This window comes from Butyricicoccus sp. AM27-36, assembly GCF_003480945.1.
In the GTDB taxonomy this organism is placed as follows: Bacteria; Bacillota; Clostridia; order Oscillospirales; family Butyricicoccaceae; genus Agathobaculum; species Agathobaculum butyriciproducens.
Window position 1 is genome coordinate 39582 of record NZ_QUJR01000008.1, and the last position, 16571, is coordinate 56152.

General features: G+C 58.5%; 19 protein-coding genes and 1 other annotated feature. Of the genes, 14 read left to right on the forward strand and 5 right to left on the reverse strand.

The genetic code is table 11. From position 1 onward, the window contains the following. The 5 genes from aroA to aroF all read right to left on the reverse strand — a co-directional run bounded on the left by aroA (nt 1) and on the right by aroF (nt 5800). The gene (gene aroA / locus DW724_RS11260; protein WP_118761535.1) at nt 1–1272 is read right to left on the reverse strand and encodes a 3-phosphoshikimate 1-carboxyvinyltransferase; all 1272 of its coding nucleotides are present in this window, start codon (nt 1270–1272) and stop codon (nt 1–3) included. A 15-nt stretch (nt 1273–1287) separates the two neighbouring features. Then, the gene (gene pheA, locus DW724_RS11265; protein ID WP_118761536.1) at nt 1288–2418 is read right to left on the reverse strand and encodes a prephenate dehydratase; all 1131 of its coding nucleotides are present in this window, start codon (nt 2416–2418) and stop codon (nt 1288–1290) included. Continuing rightward, a complete protein-coding gene (gene aroC / locus DW724_RS11270) occupies nt 2411–3505 on the reverse strand; it encodes a chorismate synthase (RefSeq protein WP_118761537.1) in 1095 nt (364 codons plus the stop codon). The genes pheA and aroC overlap by 8 nt, the downstream gene beginning before the upstream one ends. Before the next feature lie 12 nt (nt 3506–3517). Beyond that, nucleotides 3518–4561: a 3-dehydroquinate synthase gene (gene aroB, locus DW724_RS11275; protein ID WP_243105742.1), complete on the reverse strand. Its 1044-nt coding sequence runs from the start codon at nt 4559–4561 to the stop codon at nt 3518–3520. 222 nt (nt 4562–4783) lie between these two features. Continuing rightward, entirely contained in the window at nt 4784–5800 is a 1017-nt protein-coding gene (gene aroF / locus DW724_RS11280) for a 3-deoxy-7-phosphoheptulonate synthase (protein ID WP_118359573.1), read from the reverse strand. A gap of 78 nt (nt 5801–5878) precedes the next feature. After that, nucleotides 5879–6129 (reverse strand) — a binding site (T-box leader). Nucleotides 6130–6419: 290 nt separating this feature from the next. On the opposite strand from aroF, the gene DW724_RS11285 reads away from it, so the two are divergent. The 14 genes from DW724_RS11285 (at nt 6420) to DW724_RS11350 (ending at nt 15719) form a co-directional block, all read left to right on the forward strand. After that, nucleotides 6420–7316 carry a stage III sporulation protein AB gene (locus DW724_RS11285; protein ID WP_118761538.1) on the forward strand — a complete coding sequence of 299 codons (897 nt, stop codon included), beginning with the start codon at nt 6420–6422 and terminating at the stop codon, nt 7314–7316. Beyond that, the gene (locus DW724_RS11290) at nt 7310–7828 is read left to right on the forward strand and encodes a stage III sporulation protein AB (RefSeq protein WP_158580295.1); all 519 of its coding nucleotides are present in this window, start codon (nt 7310–7312) and stop codon (nt 7826–7828) included. Before DW724_RS11285 ends, DW724_RS11290 begins: the two co-directional genes overlap by 7 nt. Nucleotides 7829–7841: 13 nt before the next feature. Further along, nucleotides 7842–8036: a stage III sporulation protein AC gene (gene spoIIIAC / locus DW724_RS11295; protein ID WP_110436696.1), complete on the forward strand. Its 195-nt coding sequence runs from the start codon at nt 7842–7844 to the stop codon at nt 8034–8036. Nucleotides 8037–8038: 2 nt separating this feature from the next. After that, nucleotides 8039–8425, forward strand: a complete 387-nt coding sequence (locus DW724_RS11300; RefSeq protein ID WP_118359567.1) for a SpoIIIAC/SpoIIIAD family protein — start codon at nt 8039–8041, stop codon at nt 8423–8425. Next, nucleotides 8422–9543 (forward strand): stage III sporulation protein AE, encoded by a 1122-nt coding sequence (locus DW724_RS11305; protein WP_118761540.1) that lies wholly within the window; start codon nt 8422–8424, stop codon nt 9541–9543. The genes DW724_RS11300 and DW724_RS11305 overlap by 4 nt, the downstream gene beginning before the upstream one ends. Then, nucleotides 9540–10016: a stage III sporulation protein AF gene (locus DW724_RS11310; protein ID WP_118480210.1), complete on the forward strand. Its 477-nt coding sequence runs from the start codon at nt 9540–9542 to the stop codon at nt 10014–10016. The genes DW724_RS11305 and DW724_RS11310 overlap by 4 nt, the downstream gene beginning before the upstream one ends. Beyond that, on the forward strand, nt 10013–10558 hold the full coding sequence (locus tag DW724_RS11315; protein ID WP_118761541.1) for a hypothetical protein: 546 nt from the start codon (nt 10013–10015) through the stop codon (nt 10556–10558). The genes DW724_RS11310 and DW724_RS11315 overlap by 4 nt, the downstream gene beginning before the upstream one ends. Before the next feature lie 30 nt (nt 10559–10588). Continuing rightward, nucleotides 10589–11119, forward strand: coding sequence for a SpoIIIAH-like family protein (locus DW724_RS11320; protein ID WP_118761542.1), 531 nt, complete (start codon nt 10589–10591; stop codon nt 11117–11119). Between the two features lie 103 nt (nt 11120–11222). Continuing rightward, nucleotides 11223–11669 (forward strand): Asp23/Gls24 family envelope stress response protein, encoded by a 447-nt coding sequence (locus DW724_RS11325; RefSeq protein WP_110436702.1) that lies wholly within the window; start codon nt 11223–11225, stop codon nt 11667–11669. 156 nt (nt 11670–11825) lie between these two features. After that, the gene (nusB, locus tag DW724_RS11330; RefSeq protein ID WP_118285986.1) at nt 11826–12305 is read left to right on the forward strand and encodes a transcription antitermination factor NusB; all 480 of its coding nucleotides are present in this window, start codon (nt 11826–11828) and stop codon (nt 12303–12305) included. After that, complete coding sequence (locus tag DW724_RS11335) at nt 12298–13227, forward strand: DNA-binding protein (protein ID WP_118761543.1); 930 nt, start codon at nt 12298–12300, stop codon at nt 13225–13227. Before nusB ends, DW724_RS11335 begins: the two co-directional genes overlap by 8 nt. A 98-nt stretch (nt 13228–13325) precedes the next feature. Then, entirely contained in the window at nt 13326–14600 is a 1275-nt protein-coding gene (gene xseA / locus DW724_RS11340) for an exodeoxyribonuclease VII large subunit (RefSeq protein ID WP_118761544.1), read from the forward strand. A gap of 1 nt (nt 14601) precedes the next feature. Beyond that, nucleotides 14602–14838: an exodeoxyribonuclease VII small subunit gene (gene xseB / locus DW724_RS11345; protein ID WP_117490672.1), complete on the forward strand. Its 237-nt coding sequence runs from the start codon at nt 14602–14604 to the stop codon at nt 14836–14838. Beyond that, nucleotides 14835–15719, forward strand: a complete 885-nt coding sequence (locus tag DW724_RS11350) for a polyprenyl synthetase family protein (RefSeq protein ID WP_118761545.1) — start codon at nt 14835–14837, stop codon at nt 15717–15719. The genes xseB and DW724_RS11350 overlap by 4 nt, the downstream gene beginning before the upstream one ends. The last annotated feature ends 852 nt before the right edge of the window (nt 15720–16571 follow it).

Here is a 16571-nt window from a genome sequence, read left to right on the forward strand (position 1 = left end):
TCAGTCCCCCAGACGTTCGAGGGTGTTGAAGAAATCGGGGTAGGAGATGGCAACGACCTCCGGCTCGTCAATGCGGCTTGCGCCCTCGGCTGCCAGACCGAGCACGGCAAGGCTCATCGCAATGCGGTGGTCCTTGTAGGTCTCGAACGATGCGCCGTGCGGCTTTGCACCGCCGTGAACGATCATGCCGTCGTCGGTCTCCTCAACGTCCACGCCTGCCTTGGTCAGCTCTGCAACCATAGCGGCAATGCGGTTGGACTCCTTGACCTTGAGCTCCTGCGCGTCGCGGATAACGGTTTCGCCTTCAGCGAATGCAGCGGCTACCGCGATAACCGGCAGCTCATCGATCAGGCGCGGGATGATAGCGCCGCCGATTTCCACGCCGTGCAGCTTGCTGTACTTGACGGTCAGGTCGCACATCGGCTCGGCCTCATCGCGGAAGTTCGACTCGGTGATGTCCGCGCCCATGTCGCGCAGAACGTCCAGAACGCCCGTGCGGGTCGGATTGACGCCCACGTTCTTAATCGTCAGCTCGCTGCCCGGTACGATAGCGCCCGCAACGAGGAAGAACGCCGCCGAGGAAATATCGCCCGGGACCGCAATATCGACCGCATGGAGATCCTCCGGCGGGTCGAGGGTGATGGTATTGCCGCTGGTCTCAATCTCAACGCCGAGTGCGCGGAACATGCGCTCGGTGTGGTCGCGGGAGGGAGCCGGCTCGATAACGGTCGTCTGACCCTCGGCATACAGACCTGCCAGCAGGATGGCGCTCTTCAGCTGAGCGGATGCTACCGGCAGACGGTATTCAATACCGTGCAGCTCGCTCGGGAACAGGGTCAGCGGGCAGAAATTGTCGTTCTTGCCCTCGATGGATGCGCCCATCTCGCGCAGCGGCTTCATCACGCGGCCCATCGGGCGCTTCTGGATGGACGGGTCGCCGCTCATGGTAACGGTGAACGGCTGACCGGCCAGAATGCCGCACAGCAGGCGGGTGGTCGTGCCGGAGTTGCCGGTGTACAGCGCTTCTGACGGCGCTTCGAGACCGTGCAGACCAACGCCTTCCACGATAACCTCGTCATCGGTGATGTTGATCTCGACACCCATCTTGCGGAAGCAGTCAATGGTGGACAGGCAGTCCTCGCCCATCAGAAAGCCGGTGATGTGGGTGGTGCCGTTGGCAAGTGCGCCGAGCATAACGGCACGGTGCGAGATGGATTTGTCGCCCGGCACGGTAATTTCACCGCGCAAAGGGCCGCAGGGTTGAATTTGCATGGGTTTGTACTCCTTTTATTCGTTAGGCACGCAATAGCTGCCGATTACTTTGATATAGGGAAGCTCCTCATGAAGCTGATACAGCAAGGACTGCACCGCATGGTCGCGCATGTTGCCGGTGAAATCGACATAGAACACATAGCACCACGGGCTGTCCTTGAGCGGACGCGAGTGGATTTCGGTCATGTCGATGCCGTAGTGCGCGATGGTGTCCAGCACGGTGATGAGCGTACCGGACGCATTGGGAATGTGGAATGCGATCTCGATGCGGTTATCCTCGGGCTGACAGGTCAGCGTTCTGCTGACGGCGATAAAGCGTGTTTCGTTGTGCTGCATATCGTTGATGCCCTCGGCGAGAATATCGAGACCGTAGCGCACAGCCGCCTCCTGCGAGCAGATGGCAGCAAGGCTCTTGTCGCCCTTTTTCTGCACGTTCTGGGCCGCAATGGCGGTGTTTGCCACCTCGATGGCCTCCAGATCGTGTTCGGAAATGAAGCTGTGGCACTGCGGCAGCGCATGCGGATGCGAGCAGACACGCTTGACATCCTCGAGCTTTGTGCCGGGCACCGCCGCCAGACAGTGCGAGATTTTCTTGATGTACGAGCGGTTGATGTACAGGTCGTAGTCGAGCAGAAGGTCATAGACCTCACTGACCGTGCCTGCGGTTGTGTTCTCGACCGGCACAACGCCGATATCGGCCTTGCCGTCGCGGACGGACTGGAAAACCTGCTCCCAGGTGGGGACGTTGTGCGGTTCGCAGTTCGGGAACAGCGCCCGCGCGGCCAGCTCCTGATACGCACCCGGAACTCCCTGATAGAATACGGTTTTCGGCTCGATAAGCGATTCGCTCGGCTTAAACGGGAACTTTTCCGGCGCCTGACGCAGAATTTCGCTGTACTGATACTCGCGGCTCGCACGGATCATGCTCTGCAGAAGGGAAACGTACTTGAGCTGCAGCTCCTCCTCCATACCGGCGGAGCGCTTCTCAACGATTTCCGCTTCGCGGTCCGGCTTGTAGATTTTATCATCCGACTGGGCCTTGGTCTTTGCGACCTCGAGCGCCAGCGACATACGCAGCAGGAACAGTTCTCGGATAGCGGAGTCAACGCGGTTGATATCCTGACGGATTTCGGGAAGTTCACGCATGATAACCCTTCGCCTCCCTCAGAAGATCTGCCAATGCAACGGCACAGGCGGCCTCGACCACCGGCGCGGCGCGGGTGACGATGCACGGGTCGTGGCGGCCGTGGATGGACAGCGGCTCGACCTTGCCGGTGCGGATGTTGAGCGTATCCTGCACCATGCCGATGGACGGCGTAGGCTTGATGCACGCGCGCACGATGAGCGGCATACCGCTCGTGATGCCGCCGAGGATGCCGCCGTTGTTGTTGGTTTCGGTCTTGACAACGCCGTTTTCCTCATAGAACGGGTCGTTTGCGTGTGAGCCGCGCAGCGCAGCAAAGGCAAAGCCTGCGCCGAACTCCACACCCTTGACGGCGGGCACGCCGAACAGGATAGAGGACAGGCGACTCTCCACGCTGTCGAGCATCGGGCTGCCGATGCCGGCCGGCAGGCCGACCGCTGCGCACTCGATGACGCCGCCGACCGAATCCTGTTCCTCACGCGCTTCCTCGATAGCGGCCAGCATGGCCTCGAGCGCACGCGGATTGTTCACCGGGTATTCGGCGTTCCGCAGCGTATCCAGCTGCTCGGCGGTGACTTCTACATCATCGAACGGCATATCCTGAATCTGAGCGATGGACTGGATGTGCGAACCGACCGTCACACCCTGCTCCTTGAGCCACAGCTTGCACAGCGCACCGGCAAACACCAGCGGAGCTGTCAGTCGGCCGGAGAAATGGCCGCCGCCTCGCGGGTCGTTGCAGGAATCGTAGCGCAGCATACCCGTGTAGTCCGCGTGACCGGGACGCGGCTGCGCCGCCAGCTCTGCGTAGTCGTTCGAGCGCTGATTGGTGTTGCGGATGACGGCACAGATGGGCGTGCCGGTCGTTTTGCCGTTGTAGATGCCGGACTGCACCTCCGGCCTGTCCGGCTCCTTGCGTGCGGTGGATTGCTTGTTGCGGCCCGGTGCGCGGCGCTCCATCTCGCGCAGGACAAACGCCTCGTCATATGCCACACCGGACGGGAATCCGTCTATCACAACGCCGATGCCCGTGCCATGCGATTCACCGAAAATGGAAATTTTAATTGCATTGCCCCAGGTAGAACCCATGCTGCTCCCTCCTTACAGCTTCAGAACGTATTCGTGCAGCTTTTCTGCATCGATCGGCGTAATTTCCGCCCGACCGGCTTCGCGCACGAGGATAAAGTTGACCGTTGCACCGAATTTCTTTTTGTCCGACAGCAGAGCATTAAAGATGGACTCGCGGTCGTATTCCAGCTCGGTCGGCAGACCGATGTGCTTCAACAGGTCGATGAGCGGCGCTGTCAAATCCTCGTTGCCCAGCAGAGCGGACAGCCGCATCGCTGCCACCATGCCGATCGCCACTGCCTGACCGTGGGTGAGGTCGGTGTAATTGCCCAGCTTCTCCGCTGCGTGGCCGATGGTGTGTCCAAAGTTCAGTATCATGCGCAGACCGGTGTCGTGCTCGTCAATGGCAACTACATCGCGCTTGATCTTTACGCACTCGTAAATGATATTTTCAATATTCGTCTTGTAGTCCGACCGAGAAACCATCGTCAGGATTTCCCGGTTGGAAATGTAGCCGTACTTGACGACCTCGGCCATGCCGTCCGCAAAGGTGCTGTCCGGCAGGGAAGCGAGCACGTTCGGGTCGATGAGCACGAGCCGCGGCTGATAGAACGCGCCGACGAGGTTTTTGCCCTCGGGCAGATCCACGCCGGTCTTGCCGCCGACCGAGGAATCCACCTGCGCGAGCAGCGTGGTCGGAATCTGGCACAGTGATACGCCGCGCAGGAAGGTCGCCGCCGCAAAGCCGGTGATGTCGCCGACAACACCGCCGCCGAGCGCGATAATCAAATCCTTGCGGGTCATGCCGGCGGCCAGCAGATCATGGTAAATGCCCTCAACCGTGGAAAGCTGCTTGTGCTCCTCACCGGCGGGAATAACCGTGTGCGTCACCGGCAGGGAGAACTGCTTTTCCAGCTTCTCGAGATACAGCGGCGCTACCGTTGAATCCGACACGATATGCACGCGGCTGGGCGAAAAGGTTTCGAGGATTACCGTGCCCGCGTGGTCCAGCAATCCGGTTTCGATATGAATTTCGGACACGCCGTTCGCGCCCGTCAGACTCAGCGTTTCTGCCAATTTAGACAACCCCTTGTTAGATAGAGATATTTAGAGAAAGAGTGAAGAGCCTATGCAGAGAGTGAAGAGTGTAGAGTTGAGAGTGGAGATAAGGTGACGCTTCGCGTCTTATTTAATCATCGCGCACTGCGCGATACCACATCTTCACTCTTCACTCCTCACTCTCCACTCTATTAGAAGCTCTTCACTCTCAGACCTCAGTTCTTACTTATTATAATAGAATTAAATCTCGCGGTCAACTGCCGCTGCAACAGCGCGCAGTGCGTTCATGGTGTGGTGGAACGAATCGTAGGTCAGCGACTGTGCACCGTCGGACAGAGCGTGTGCAGGATCGTTGTGAACCTCAATCATCAGACCGTCTGCGCCGGCTGCAACAGCAGCCTTTGCCAGCGGCTCGACCATCCAGTAAATGCCGCCTGCATGGGACGGATCAACGACGACCGGCAGATGGCTCATGCGCTTGAGCACCGGAACGGCGGAAATATCAAGCGTGTTGCGGGTGTACTTCTCGTAGGTGCGGATGCCGCGCTCGCAGAGGATAACGTTCTCGTTGCCGCCCGCCATGATGTACTCGGCGCTCATCAGGAACTCCTCCATGGTGTTTGCGAAGCCGCGCTTGAGCAGGATCGGCTTGCGGGTCTGGCCGAGCTCCTTCAGCAGCTCGAAGTTCTGCATATTGCGTGCGCCGACCTGGAAGCAGTCGCACTTGTCCATGAAGATGTCGATATGCGCCGGATTGGTGATCTCGGTGACAACCGGCAGACCGGTTGCCTCATGCGCCTTGTGCAGCAAGTCCAGACCCTCAGCCTTCAGACCCTGGAAGGAGTACGGGGAAGAACGCGGCTTCCACGCACCGCCGCGGAGAACGGTAGCGCCGTCTGCCTGCACATGCTTCGCCACGTCGATGATCTGCTCCTCGCTTTCAACAGAGCACGGACCTGCCATAACGACCAGCTTCTTGCCGCCGACAACAACGCCCGGTGCAATCTCAACGGTGGAGTTGTCCGGATGGAACTTGCGGTTTGCCAGCTTGAACGGCTCCTGCACCTTGATGATGTTCTCAACCTGCGGGTCAAGCATGAGTGCGTCCTTGTCAACAGCGCCGGTGTCGCCAACCAGACCGATAACGATGGTGCCCTCGCCGTAGATCGGATTTGCCTTTACGTTCCAGCGCTCGATATGCTGGGACAGTTCCTCAACGTGTTCGTGGGTCGTGCCCTGCTTCATAATGATGATCATGTTGTGTATCTCCTTTATATAGGTGGTATTTGCTGTTTGTCACGGCAGAATGGGTATAAAAAAAGCCCTTCATCCACAAAGAGGGACGAAAGACAAACGGTTCCGCGGTACCACCCACATTCGGCATAACAATGCCGCACTTTTTCGGATACAAATATATCCTATCCCTGTAACGGAGGAAATCCGTCAGCGCCTAATTCGATAGGGTTCAGCGCCGCAGCTCAGGAGGGAACTTCATCGTACCGGCGTCTGCGTCCGTTTCCAGTCATGCCGGACACTCCCTAAAAGCCGCACGTGGAACGATTACTTTCCTCTGTCATCGCTTTGTGCAATATTTGTGTTTATTATATCGCTGGCCGGGCGAGTTGTCAATGACTGATTTGACATGGTTCGATGAAAAAATGCATAAATTTTCATGTATTCTGACAAGTACCTGACCTTCCGCACGTCAAGCGGATGCGCAATGAGCCACCGCAGGGCGGGATGAGGTCATCCTGCCCTGCAATACAGATTGGCAATGAAGGATAATGGTCAATCACAACATTCATTTTCCATCCTCAATTCTCAAGTTACTCTTCTACTTTAGTAATCTGCGGCATAGTCTATAGTGGTGATGAAAATGGACAAACGAAAAGCGGCCTTCCGGCAGGCGATTTCGTGCCTGCCGCCGATACGGCGGGCACAGCTGGAGCGGCTGGACAGGCCGGAGGACATCGAGGAATTACGCTTTCGCGCGGGACAGCCGCCTGCGGCGAGAACCGCCGTCGGAGAGCGGCCGCTCCCGCTTGAGGCGGTCACATCGGCGGAGCTGCGCGAGATGCTCAGCCGCGCCGCGCAGTATTCCGTGCATAGTTATACAGACAGTCTGCGGCACGGCTTCCTGACGTTATCCGGCGGGCATCGACTGGGCATCTGCGGCACAGCCGCCGAAGAGGACGGCCGCGTTCTCGGGGTGCGCGGCCTGAGTTCAATCAACCTGCGCATTGCACATCAAGCTGAAGATTTACAGACGCAGATTGCCCGCTGGATAGGAACGGACGAGCCGCAGTCTACCTTGCTCCTATCACCGCCGGGATATGGCAAAACGACCTTGCTGAGAGAGTGGGTGCGCTACTTCTCCGACCGCGGTTTCACTGCTGCGATTGCGGACGAGCGCAGCGAGATTGCCGCTCTCGCGGACGGTGCACCGCAGCTTGCGGTCGGGCGCTGCACGGATGTGATGGAAGGCTGCTCGAAATGGCAGGCGGCGGTCATGCTGCTCAAAACCATGTCGCCTGCCCTGCTCGCTCTTGATGAAATTACTGCGCCTGAGGACGCAAAGGCGGTATCGCTCTGCACGCACTGCGGAACGGCAGTGATTGCGTGTGCACACGCGGCCGGACTGGATGATCTGCGGCAGCGGCCGATCTACCGTGAGCTGCTCGCGCTCGGCGCATTTCATCAGGCGGTTATTATCGAAAAACGGGACGGACAGCGGGTCTACCGCATGGAACGATGGGAGGAGACGAAATGTTAAAGCTGATCGGATCGGTGATGGTGTTCGGCTCATGTGCGGCGCTCGGACTGTCCGCGCGGCAAAATCTGCGGCGCAGAGTGGCGGCGGCAGACGCCATGCTGCTTGCGCTCGGTCTTATCCGCAGCGAGATTTCCGGAAGACGGACACCTATGCCGGAAATTGTCGGTCTGCTGGCGGAAAACGAGCAGCCGATTATCCGCAAAGTCTTTCGCACGCTGCAGCGCCGCCTGCGGGAGCAGAACGGCCTGTCGCTCGGCTACCTGTGGCGCAGCACCCTGCGGGACTGCCGCGCACAGGTCGGACTTGGCGCGCAGGAGTGCGATATTCTGTGCGACGCCGCAAATTACTTAGGCCGCTACGATGCGGACGAGCAGCTGACCGGTCTTACGCAGGTGGAGCGGCGGCTGGCGGCCTCGCGGGAGGCGGCGCAGGAGGATTTGGCAAATCGGGGAAATCTGTACCGGACCTGCGGCATTGCGCTCGGTCTGCTGGTGATTCTGGTGCTGATCTAAGCGGAGGAAAACGATGGATGTTGATCTGATTTTCCGCATTGCGGCGGTAGGAATTTTAGTGGCGGTGCTCGGACAGCTGCTCTCCCGCTCGGGCAGGGAGGAGCAGGCGCTGATGACGACACTCGCGGGTTTAATTGTCGTTTTGATGCTGATTGTTCAGGAAATCGACCGCCTGTTCACCATGATGAAAAATGTATTTGGGTTTTGACGATGGAATTAGGCTTGATTTGCGGCATTGTCCTTGCGGCGCTCACGCTGTCGCTGGTGCTGAAAAAGGACGCGCCCGCTATCGCGTTTCTGCTGGTGCTGACGGCAGGCGTGATCCTGCTTTTGCGGGTGTTCAGCGCAGCCGGAAGCGCGGCGCAGCGGTTTTCCGGTCTGCTCTCGCAGTGCGGCTTGGATTCCGCGCTGTATCTGCCGGTGTGCAAGGCAGTCGGCGTGGCGGTCGTGGTGCGGATCGCAGCCGCGCTTTGCCGGGACGCCGGTCAGTCCGCGCTTGCCGCCAAGATGGAGATTGCAGGCGCTGTCCTGACGCTTTCTGTGTGCCTGCCGCTTTTCGAGCAGGTGCTCGACCTTATTACGGAGTGGGCGGTATGAGCAAACGCAAACTGGCGCTGAATGCCATTCTCGTGCTCCTGCTGTTCCTGCTGTTCCTGCCGTTCGCGCATGCGGCTGTGAGTGAGGAACAGGTGCAGTCAGTCGGCGGCAGCAGTCTGACCGATGCCATGCCGGACAGCGCCCGGCAATACCTTGACGGCGTATCGCCGGAAAACGCGGACACGCTGTCGGATTCGGTCTCCCGCGTGCTGGAAAACATGACCTCGGACAGCCAAAGTGCGATTCGGACTGCACTTGGCGGACTATTGCGCGTAGCCGTGATTGTGCTGCTGGCCTCGGCGGCGCGCGGCTTTTCTGCGGCGGCGGGCGGCGAGGCCAACGACTGGATCGACATGGCGGCGGCACTTGGCTGTGCGGCAGTGCTCCTGCGGGATTTCACGGGTGTGCTGTCGCTCTGCCGCGACACGCTCGACCAGATCGGCGTGTTTTCGGGCGCACTTCAGCCGGTGCTCGCCACTGTACTTGCGACCGGCGGAAACACGGCGACCGCAACGGTTTTACAGGCGGCGACTATGGTGGTGTTTGATCTTGTGATACGGCTGGTGAACGCCCTGCTTGTTCCGGCGGCGTGCGCGTATCTTGCTATCACGGCGGTGGATGCTGCGGCAGGCAACGGCATGCTGCGCGGCATCGCGGACGGCATAAAAACCCTGACCTCGGGTGTACTTAAACTCATTTTAACGCTGTTCACCGCATATCTTGCGATAGCGGGCGGTGTTTCCGGCAACGTGGACCGCATGACGCTAAAGACCGCGAAACTTGCCGTGTCCGGTGCGGTTCCGGTGGTCGGCGGTGTGATTTCGGACGCGACCGAAACCATGCTGTCCGGTGCGGCTCTGCTGCGCGGCTCAATCGGCATTTTCGGGATGCTGTGTGTAGCGGCTATCTGCTTTGTGCCGTTCGTTCGGGCGGGAGCAAGCTACCTGTGCTACAAGGCGGGTGCAGCCGTGCTCTCGCCGCTGTGCTCGGACGGCATGAAGCGGTTTCTCGAAAACGTAGGCACCGGCTTCGGTCTGCTGCTCGGCATGCTGAGCACCTGCTGCATGATACTGTTTCTCGAACTTGTGTATATGGTGGCGATGGTGAAACCAATATGACTGAATTACTGCAAACGATATTACTGCGCGTGACGATCGCGGGAGCCGCGTCTGCGGTGGCGCTCAAGCTGGCAGGCGGCGGAGCCTTAAAAGAGGTTGTGAGGACAGCTGCCGGTCTGCTCATGCTGCTGGCGCTCCTGCAGCCGCTGGCGGGACTGCACTTGCTGTCGTGGAACTGGCAGAGCAGCGTCTCGCAGAGCGACTTAGACGAAATGCAGGCGCGCAACATGCAGACCACGATGAGCACGGTCGCGGCGAGCATTGCGAAGGCGGTGCAGCAGCGTGCAGAGGAAGCCGGTATTCCGTGCACGGTGAATGTGGAGATGGCGAATGATGCGGACGGACTGCTGCAGGTCGATAAGGTAACCGTGTACTACGACAGTACAGCGGCGAATCGCCTGTCCGAGCTGCAAAGTCTGCTGACCAAGGAATGCGGCGTACCCGCAGAACGACAGGAGCTGATCGCAAGATGAAACTGCCGGATAACGAAAACTTAACTGCCGTCAAGGAGAAAATCCTGCCGGTTTTGAAGAAATACCGGGCCGTGCTGGCGGTATTGCTCGCAGGCGTGCTGCTGCTCACCTCGGGGCACAGCGGAAACACGGAGCAGGTGCAGACCACAAGTGCGGATACAACGGTTTCGCAGTCGTTCGACCTAAACGATTTTCAACAGGAACTGGAGACGAGACTTTCGGGGATTTCCGGCGCCGGTCGTGTGGAGCTCATGCTGTCGCTCGACCAGACCGAGGAATCGGTCTACGCGGTCAACACCCGCCAGACAAGCGGGAGTGACAGCCGCAGTCTGGAGAGCGATGTCAGCGTGGTCTCGAACGGCAGCTGCGGCGAAACGCCCGTGATGGTCAAGCGCGTTCTGCCGGTATTCCGCGGTGCGGTTGTGCTGTGCGATGGCGCAGATGACGCATCCGTTCGGCTGTCCGTCACACAGGCGGTCAGCACGGTGTGCGGCATCGGCGCAGACAAAGTTACGGTTCTGAAAATGCAATCCGATACATAAGGTATAGCAATTCGTTAGGAGGGCAGGCAGATGAAGAAGATCAAAAAACGCGGAGCGGTCTACGGTGTGATCGCGCTGCTGCTGTGCGCAGCGGCTTACCTGAACTGGAGCTACGTTGACACGCCGGAGGACCTTCTTGCGGCGCAGCAGACCGACGCGCAGGCGGATACGCAGACCGATGCCTCGGTGGACAGCACCGCCGGTGAGGGCGATTATTTTGCATCCTCACGGCTGACGCGCACGCAGGCGAGAGACGAAGCGGTGAGCACGCTCAAGGAGCTCAGTGAGAGCGACACCGCAGACCAGAGTGCAAAAGACGATGCGGCGGCACAGATTTCCGCACTGGCGGACGACACGGTGGCCGAAGCCAACATCGAGAGCCTGATTCGCGCCAAAGGCTACGAGGACGCAGTTGTGATGCTCGGTGACAGCAGCGCGAATATCGTGGTAGCGCCGCCGGACGGTGGTCTGCAGGCTGAGGACGTGGCTGTTATCCGGGATATCGTTATCTCGGAGACCGGCATGACAGCGGGGCAGATCAAAATCGTGGAAGCGTCTTAATGAACATCGTGTATTTTTACTTTGCTTTTTACACAAACTGTGCTATAATGCTCTTAGACAATACCGGATGATGGGATTGTCTCAAAAAAGGAGAGTGAGCACTATGGCAGATCACAAGGAGTACTGGTCCACCGAAAGCGATCAGGGCTCTATCCGTATCTCTGAGGATGTTGTTGCGTCTATCGCAGCACTGTCGGCCTCGGAAACCAAGGGTGTCAGCGGTTTGTATTCCAGCCTGACGAGCGACATTGTCGGCTTTATCAGTAAAAAGAATTTGTCCAAGGGCGTTCGTATCGAACTCGGCGACGATGATACCGTTAAGGTAGAGATCGGTTTCCTCGCACTGTTCGGCTACAACATCTGCGATGTGGCAAAGGAAGTGCAGGAGAACGTCAAGTCCTCGATCGAGTCCATGACCGGTCTGCGCGTTGTCGAGATCAACGTGCATGTCGGCGGCGTGACCTTCAAGCCGTCCGCTTCGGCTGAGGAAAAGGCCGAGCCGGCACCGTCCGAGACCGAAACTCCGGCGGAGACGGCAGACGCCGAGTAACATAAGCAAAACAGGCATGGTTGCGGCTGTGCCTGTTTTTTGTTGTCCGGTTTTATGAAATATGGAATACCGCCTTGCGTTTTGCCCGAAAATAGGATAAAATAGTTATACTGAATAATAGGCAAAATTTGCGTAGAATATAGGAGGTCCTGCCGCATGTGTGTGATGAGCAGAACAAAAGCAAGAGAAATTGCGCTGCACCTGATCTTTGAGATGGGGTTCCAGCAGTTTGAAGAAGAAAACCTGAACGAGCGACTGGATGAGGAAATCATGAAGTCCATCAGCGGAGATATCGCACTGTATGCGGGCAAGCTGAGCGAGGAACAGACCGCGTATATCCGCGCGGTGGTAAAGGGCGTGGCAAACGACCTGCCGGTGCTCGATACCATTATCGAGGCCAATTCCAAGGGCTGGTCGCTCAACCGTCTGTCCCACATGACGATCGCGGTACTGCGTCTGGCGCTCTTTGAGATGCGCGATGTAGACGACGTTCCGGTCGGCGTAGCCATCAACGAGGCCGTTGAGCTGGCGAAGAAGTACGACACCGAGGATGCCGCTTCCTTCATAAACGGCGTGCTCGGCTCTGCCGCCCGTGCAGAGTTCCCGCAGGGAAAGCAGGAGAGCACCAATGCCTGAGCGCTTTCTGGGGATTGATACGTCTAACTATCGCACGTCGGCGGCGATTTACAACGCCGAGACCGGCGAGTGGGTCAACCGCGGCGGACTGCTGACCGTGCCGGAAGGCGCGATCGGTCTGCGCCAGTCGGACGCACTGTTCCAGCATACCGTGCGTCTGCATGAAAAAATCGAGGCTCTGCCGCAGGGAGAGGTGCGCGCCATCGGCGTCAGCACCCGTCCCCGCGCGGTGGAAGGCTCGTATATGCCGTGTTTTCTGGCAGGAGAGAGCGTCGCGCGGAGCGCGGCGCATTTGCTTTCCGTGCCGCTTTTTACCGTTTCCCATCAGCAGGGACATATCGCGGCAGCGGCGCTGTCGGCTGGCAAGCTGGATTTGCTTGACGGCGAATTCCTGGCGTGGCACCTGTCCGGCGGCACGAGTGAGCTGCTGCATGTGAAGTGCGGCGCGGACGGCCTGCCGGACTGCACCTGCATCGGCGGTACGACCGATCTTGCAGCCGGTCAGTTGCTCGATCGCGCGGGAAATCTGCTCGGTCTGCCGTTCCCGTCCGGCGGCGCACTGGATGCGCTGGCGCTCACCGCCGAGCCGGAAAAGGGCTTTACGCCCAAGGTAAACGAGTGTAAATTCTCGCTCTCCGGTATGCAGAATCAGGTAGAGAATAAATTCAAGAGCGCCGAGCCAAAGCAGATGGCGCGTTTTGCGCTCGAGACCGTGGCAAATGCCGTTATCAAAGCCACCGAGCAGGCGCGCGAGCAGTATCATTGCCCGATTTTGTGCGCAGGCGGCGTCATGGCCAGCCAGATCATCCGTGCCCGCATGAATAAACGGTTCGGCGGGGAGATCTCCTTCGCGGAGCCGACACTTTCGGGAGATAATGCTGTGGGCGTGGCAGTGCTGGCGGCAAAACTCTGTAACAGATAGGAGGTAGGAGTTCGGTGGTAGGGATGGAAAATTGAAAATGGAGGATGGAAAATGAACCAAACTCCTCAGTCCTGCCTCCTCACTCCTAACTTGTTGGAATGGCAACGATTTACACAGTATCTCAATTAAACAATGAAATAAAGGACTTGCTCGATGCGGTTCCCGGCTACCGCGGGTTAATGGTGCAGGGCGAAATCTCGAACTATAAGGCGCATTCATCCGGACACCACTACATGACGCTCAAGGACGAAAATGCGGCCATCAATGCGGTCATGTTCCGTTCGGACGCGATGCGGCTGAAATTCCGTCTGCAGAACGGCATGAAGGTCATCGTCAAGGCGCGCGTCAGCTCGTTCCCGCGCACAGGCGCGGTGCAGCTTTACGTCTCCGAGATCATTCCGGACGGTGCGGGTGCGCTCAACCTTGCGTTTGAGCAGCTCAAGGCTAAATTGCAGGCGGAAGGCCTGTTCTCCGAGCGGTACAAGAAGCCGATTCCGTCCTGTCCGGACAGTATCGCGCTCGTAACCTCGCCGACCGGCGCGGCGGTGCGCGACATGATCCGCATTCTCGGCAGGCGTTGGCCACTGGCCAAGGTTGTGCTCTATCCGGCGCAGGTGCAGGGACAGGGCGCGGCGGAGAGCATTGCACGCGCGATCGCTCTGGCGAATGCCATCGGCGAAGCAGATGTCATTCTGTGCGGTCGGGGCGGCGGCTCGATGGAGGATTTGTGGGCGTTCAACGAGGAAGTGACTGCCCGGGCGATTTTTGCCTCCGAGATTCCGGTGATTTCCGCGGTCGGTCACGAGCCGGATTTCACGATTGCGGACTTTGTTGCCGATCTTCGTGCGCCTACGCCGTCCGGTGCGGCGGAGCTTGCCGTGCCTGACAGAGCCGAGTACGCGCTGCACTTACGCACACTGGATGCCCGCCTGCACACGGCGGCGCACCGCAGAACAGAGCAGCAGAGAAAGCTGCTGGACGGTCTGCAGGAGCGACTGTCAAACCGCACACCGATGAAATACATCGAGGAAAAACGCCTGCTGCTGACCCAGACCGAGGAACGCTTGTTTTCGGCGGTTCCGGCGCGGCTGGAGACCGAGCACAACCGACTGAACGGACTGCGGCAGCGCCTGCTCGCGGCAGGACAAAGCGGCCTGCATCGCCGTAAACTGCGGTTTGCACAGACCGTAGCGACACTCGACGCAATGAGCCCGCTGCGCGTTCTGGGACGCGGCTATGCGGTAGCGACCAAGGGTGTCAAGCACACGGTCGTAACCGATGCAGCGGCGCTCAAGCAGGGAGACACTCTGCATATTCAATTCGCAAAAGGTGCGGCGAACTGCCGCGTGACCGATATCGAGGAGGACAAGTAACATGGCGGAAAGAACATTTGAAAGCCAGATGGCACGTCTGGAAGAGATCGTGCGGCTGCTCGAGCGCGGTGAAGCACCGCTGAACGAAAGCATGAAGCTGTTCGAGGAGGGCACCAGACTATCCGCGTCCCTCGGCAAGCTGCTGGACAAGGCCGAGCAGAAGGTCACCGTCATGCAGGAGAACATGCAGGGTGAACTCACAGAGCAGCCGTTTGCGGCAGAGGAGGAAGCAAAATGACGTTTTCCGAGCAGTTAAAGGCAGATATTGCGCTCGTTGAACCTGCACTGGAGAAATACCTCTCGCGGGAGACCGGCGAGGGTTACGACCGCATTTTCGAGGCTGCAAAGTACTCCGCGATGGCAGGCGGCAAGCGCCTGCGCCCGGTGATCGTGCTGGAATTCTGCCGCCTGTGCGGCGGCGATATCGAGAAGGCGCTGCCGTTCGCGTGTGCGCTTGAGATGATCCATACCTACTCACTCATCCATGATGACCTTCCGTGCATGGATAACGACGACTTGCGCCGCGGCAGACCGACCTGCCACAAGGCTTTCGATGAAGCGACGGCAGTCCTCGCGGGTGACGGACTGCTGACGGCGGCTTTTGAGACGGCTTCGGCGGCAAAGGATGTTCCGGCGGAGACCATCGTGCGCTGCATTCGTATTCTGGGCGAAAACGCGGGCATGAACGGCATGGTCGGCGGTCAGGTGCTCGATATGGGTGCTGAGCATCGCAAAATCTCGCTCGATGAGCTGCGCCTGCTGCAGAAGCTCAAGACCGGGTGTCTGCTCCGCGCCGCGTGTGAACTCGGCTGTGCGGCCGCCGGTGCGACCGACGAGGACACTCTCGCTCGGGCACGCGCTTACGGCGAAAAGCTGGGTCTGGCGTTCCAGATTGAGGACGATATCCTTGATATTGAGGGAGATGCCGCAACACTCGGAAAATCCATCGGCAAGGACGCGGCCAGTGAGAAATCCACATTTCCGTCTTTGCTCGGTCTGGAGGAATGCCGAGAGCTTGCGGCAAAGCTGACCGAGGAAGCAGTGAACGCGGTAAAACCGCTGGACGGTCATGCATTCCTTGTCGAACTGGCACGCAGCCTGACCGGCCGCACCAGGTAAGACACACATTCACATAAAATTTACACACATTTCTTGAATATTTATGCGTTCTGTGTTAATATAACAGATAAGTGACGTAGTATCCTAGTCAGTTCATGCGATTCCCAAGACGGGCCTAAAAATCCGTAGACGGGCATATCGATGAAGTCTCTGGTGTTTGCTTCTTACGCCCAGTTTGGGGTGGATGCTGGAGGTTAAGGCTTGAGGGCGCGCTTCAATGGCATGAAGTACCGACCCTCCTGCCGTGGAGACCCGTGACTGTCGGATGCCTATAGCATTTCACAAGAGATTGATGGACGTCCAACGGCACGGGATGAAACCTGCAATGCGGTGCAGCGGAAGTTACAAAGGATTGATCACCGACGTAAGGACCAAAGTGCTGTGTGCAGTGTAGCCTGCCTTGAGTGGCCATGGTGAATAAGGTATCCGCCTGCGGTTTCCCGGCCAGGAATGCCGCGGGAATTGACTTTTGAAACCATGTCTGCAAAAGAGGCTAAGAATCGTTTTGACTGTAGTGGAAATCACCTAGGCTATTCTAACGAGGCAGACCGTGGATTGCAGTGCGGACTCAGTGGCAATTCGGTCCCGAACATGGTAACATCTCGGCACGGACTTTAATGGGAAACCCCCTTGACGGCGACGCGAGGCAGTCCGCGGGGAAAACCAACCGAACCTCAAGCCGCAAGATTTACTCGGTCTGCCGTCACTTACCTTAATAAAGAACCCGCGAAAGCGGTTATAAATGCAACACTGCTATGCGGTATTGTCTATACGTCCCGGCGGCGGAATTTGCGGTTTGCCGCAATTTTCTGCTATTATGGAATAAATCCGGGGCAAAAATCGGTGAAGGAG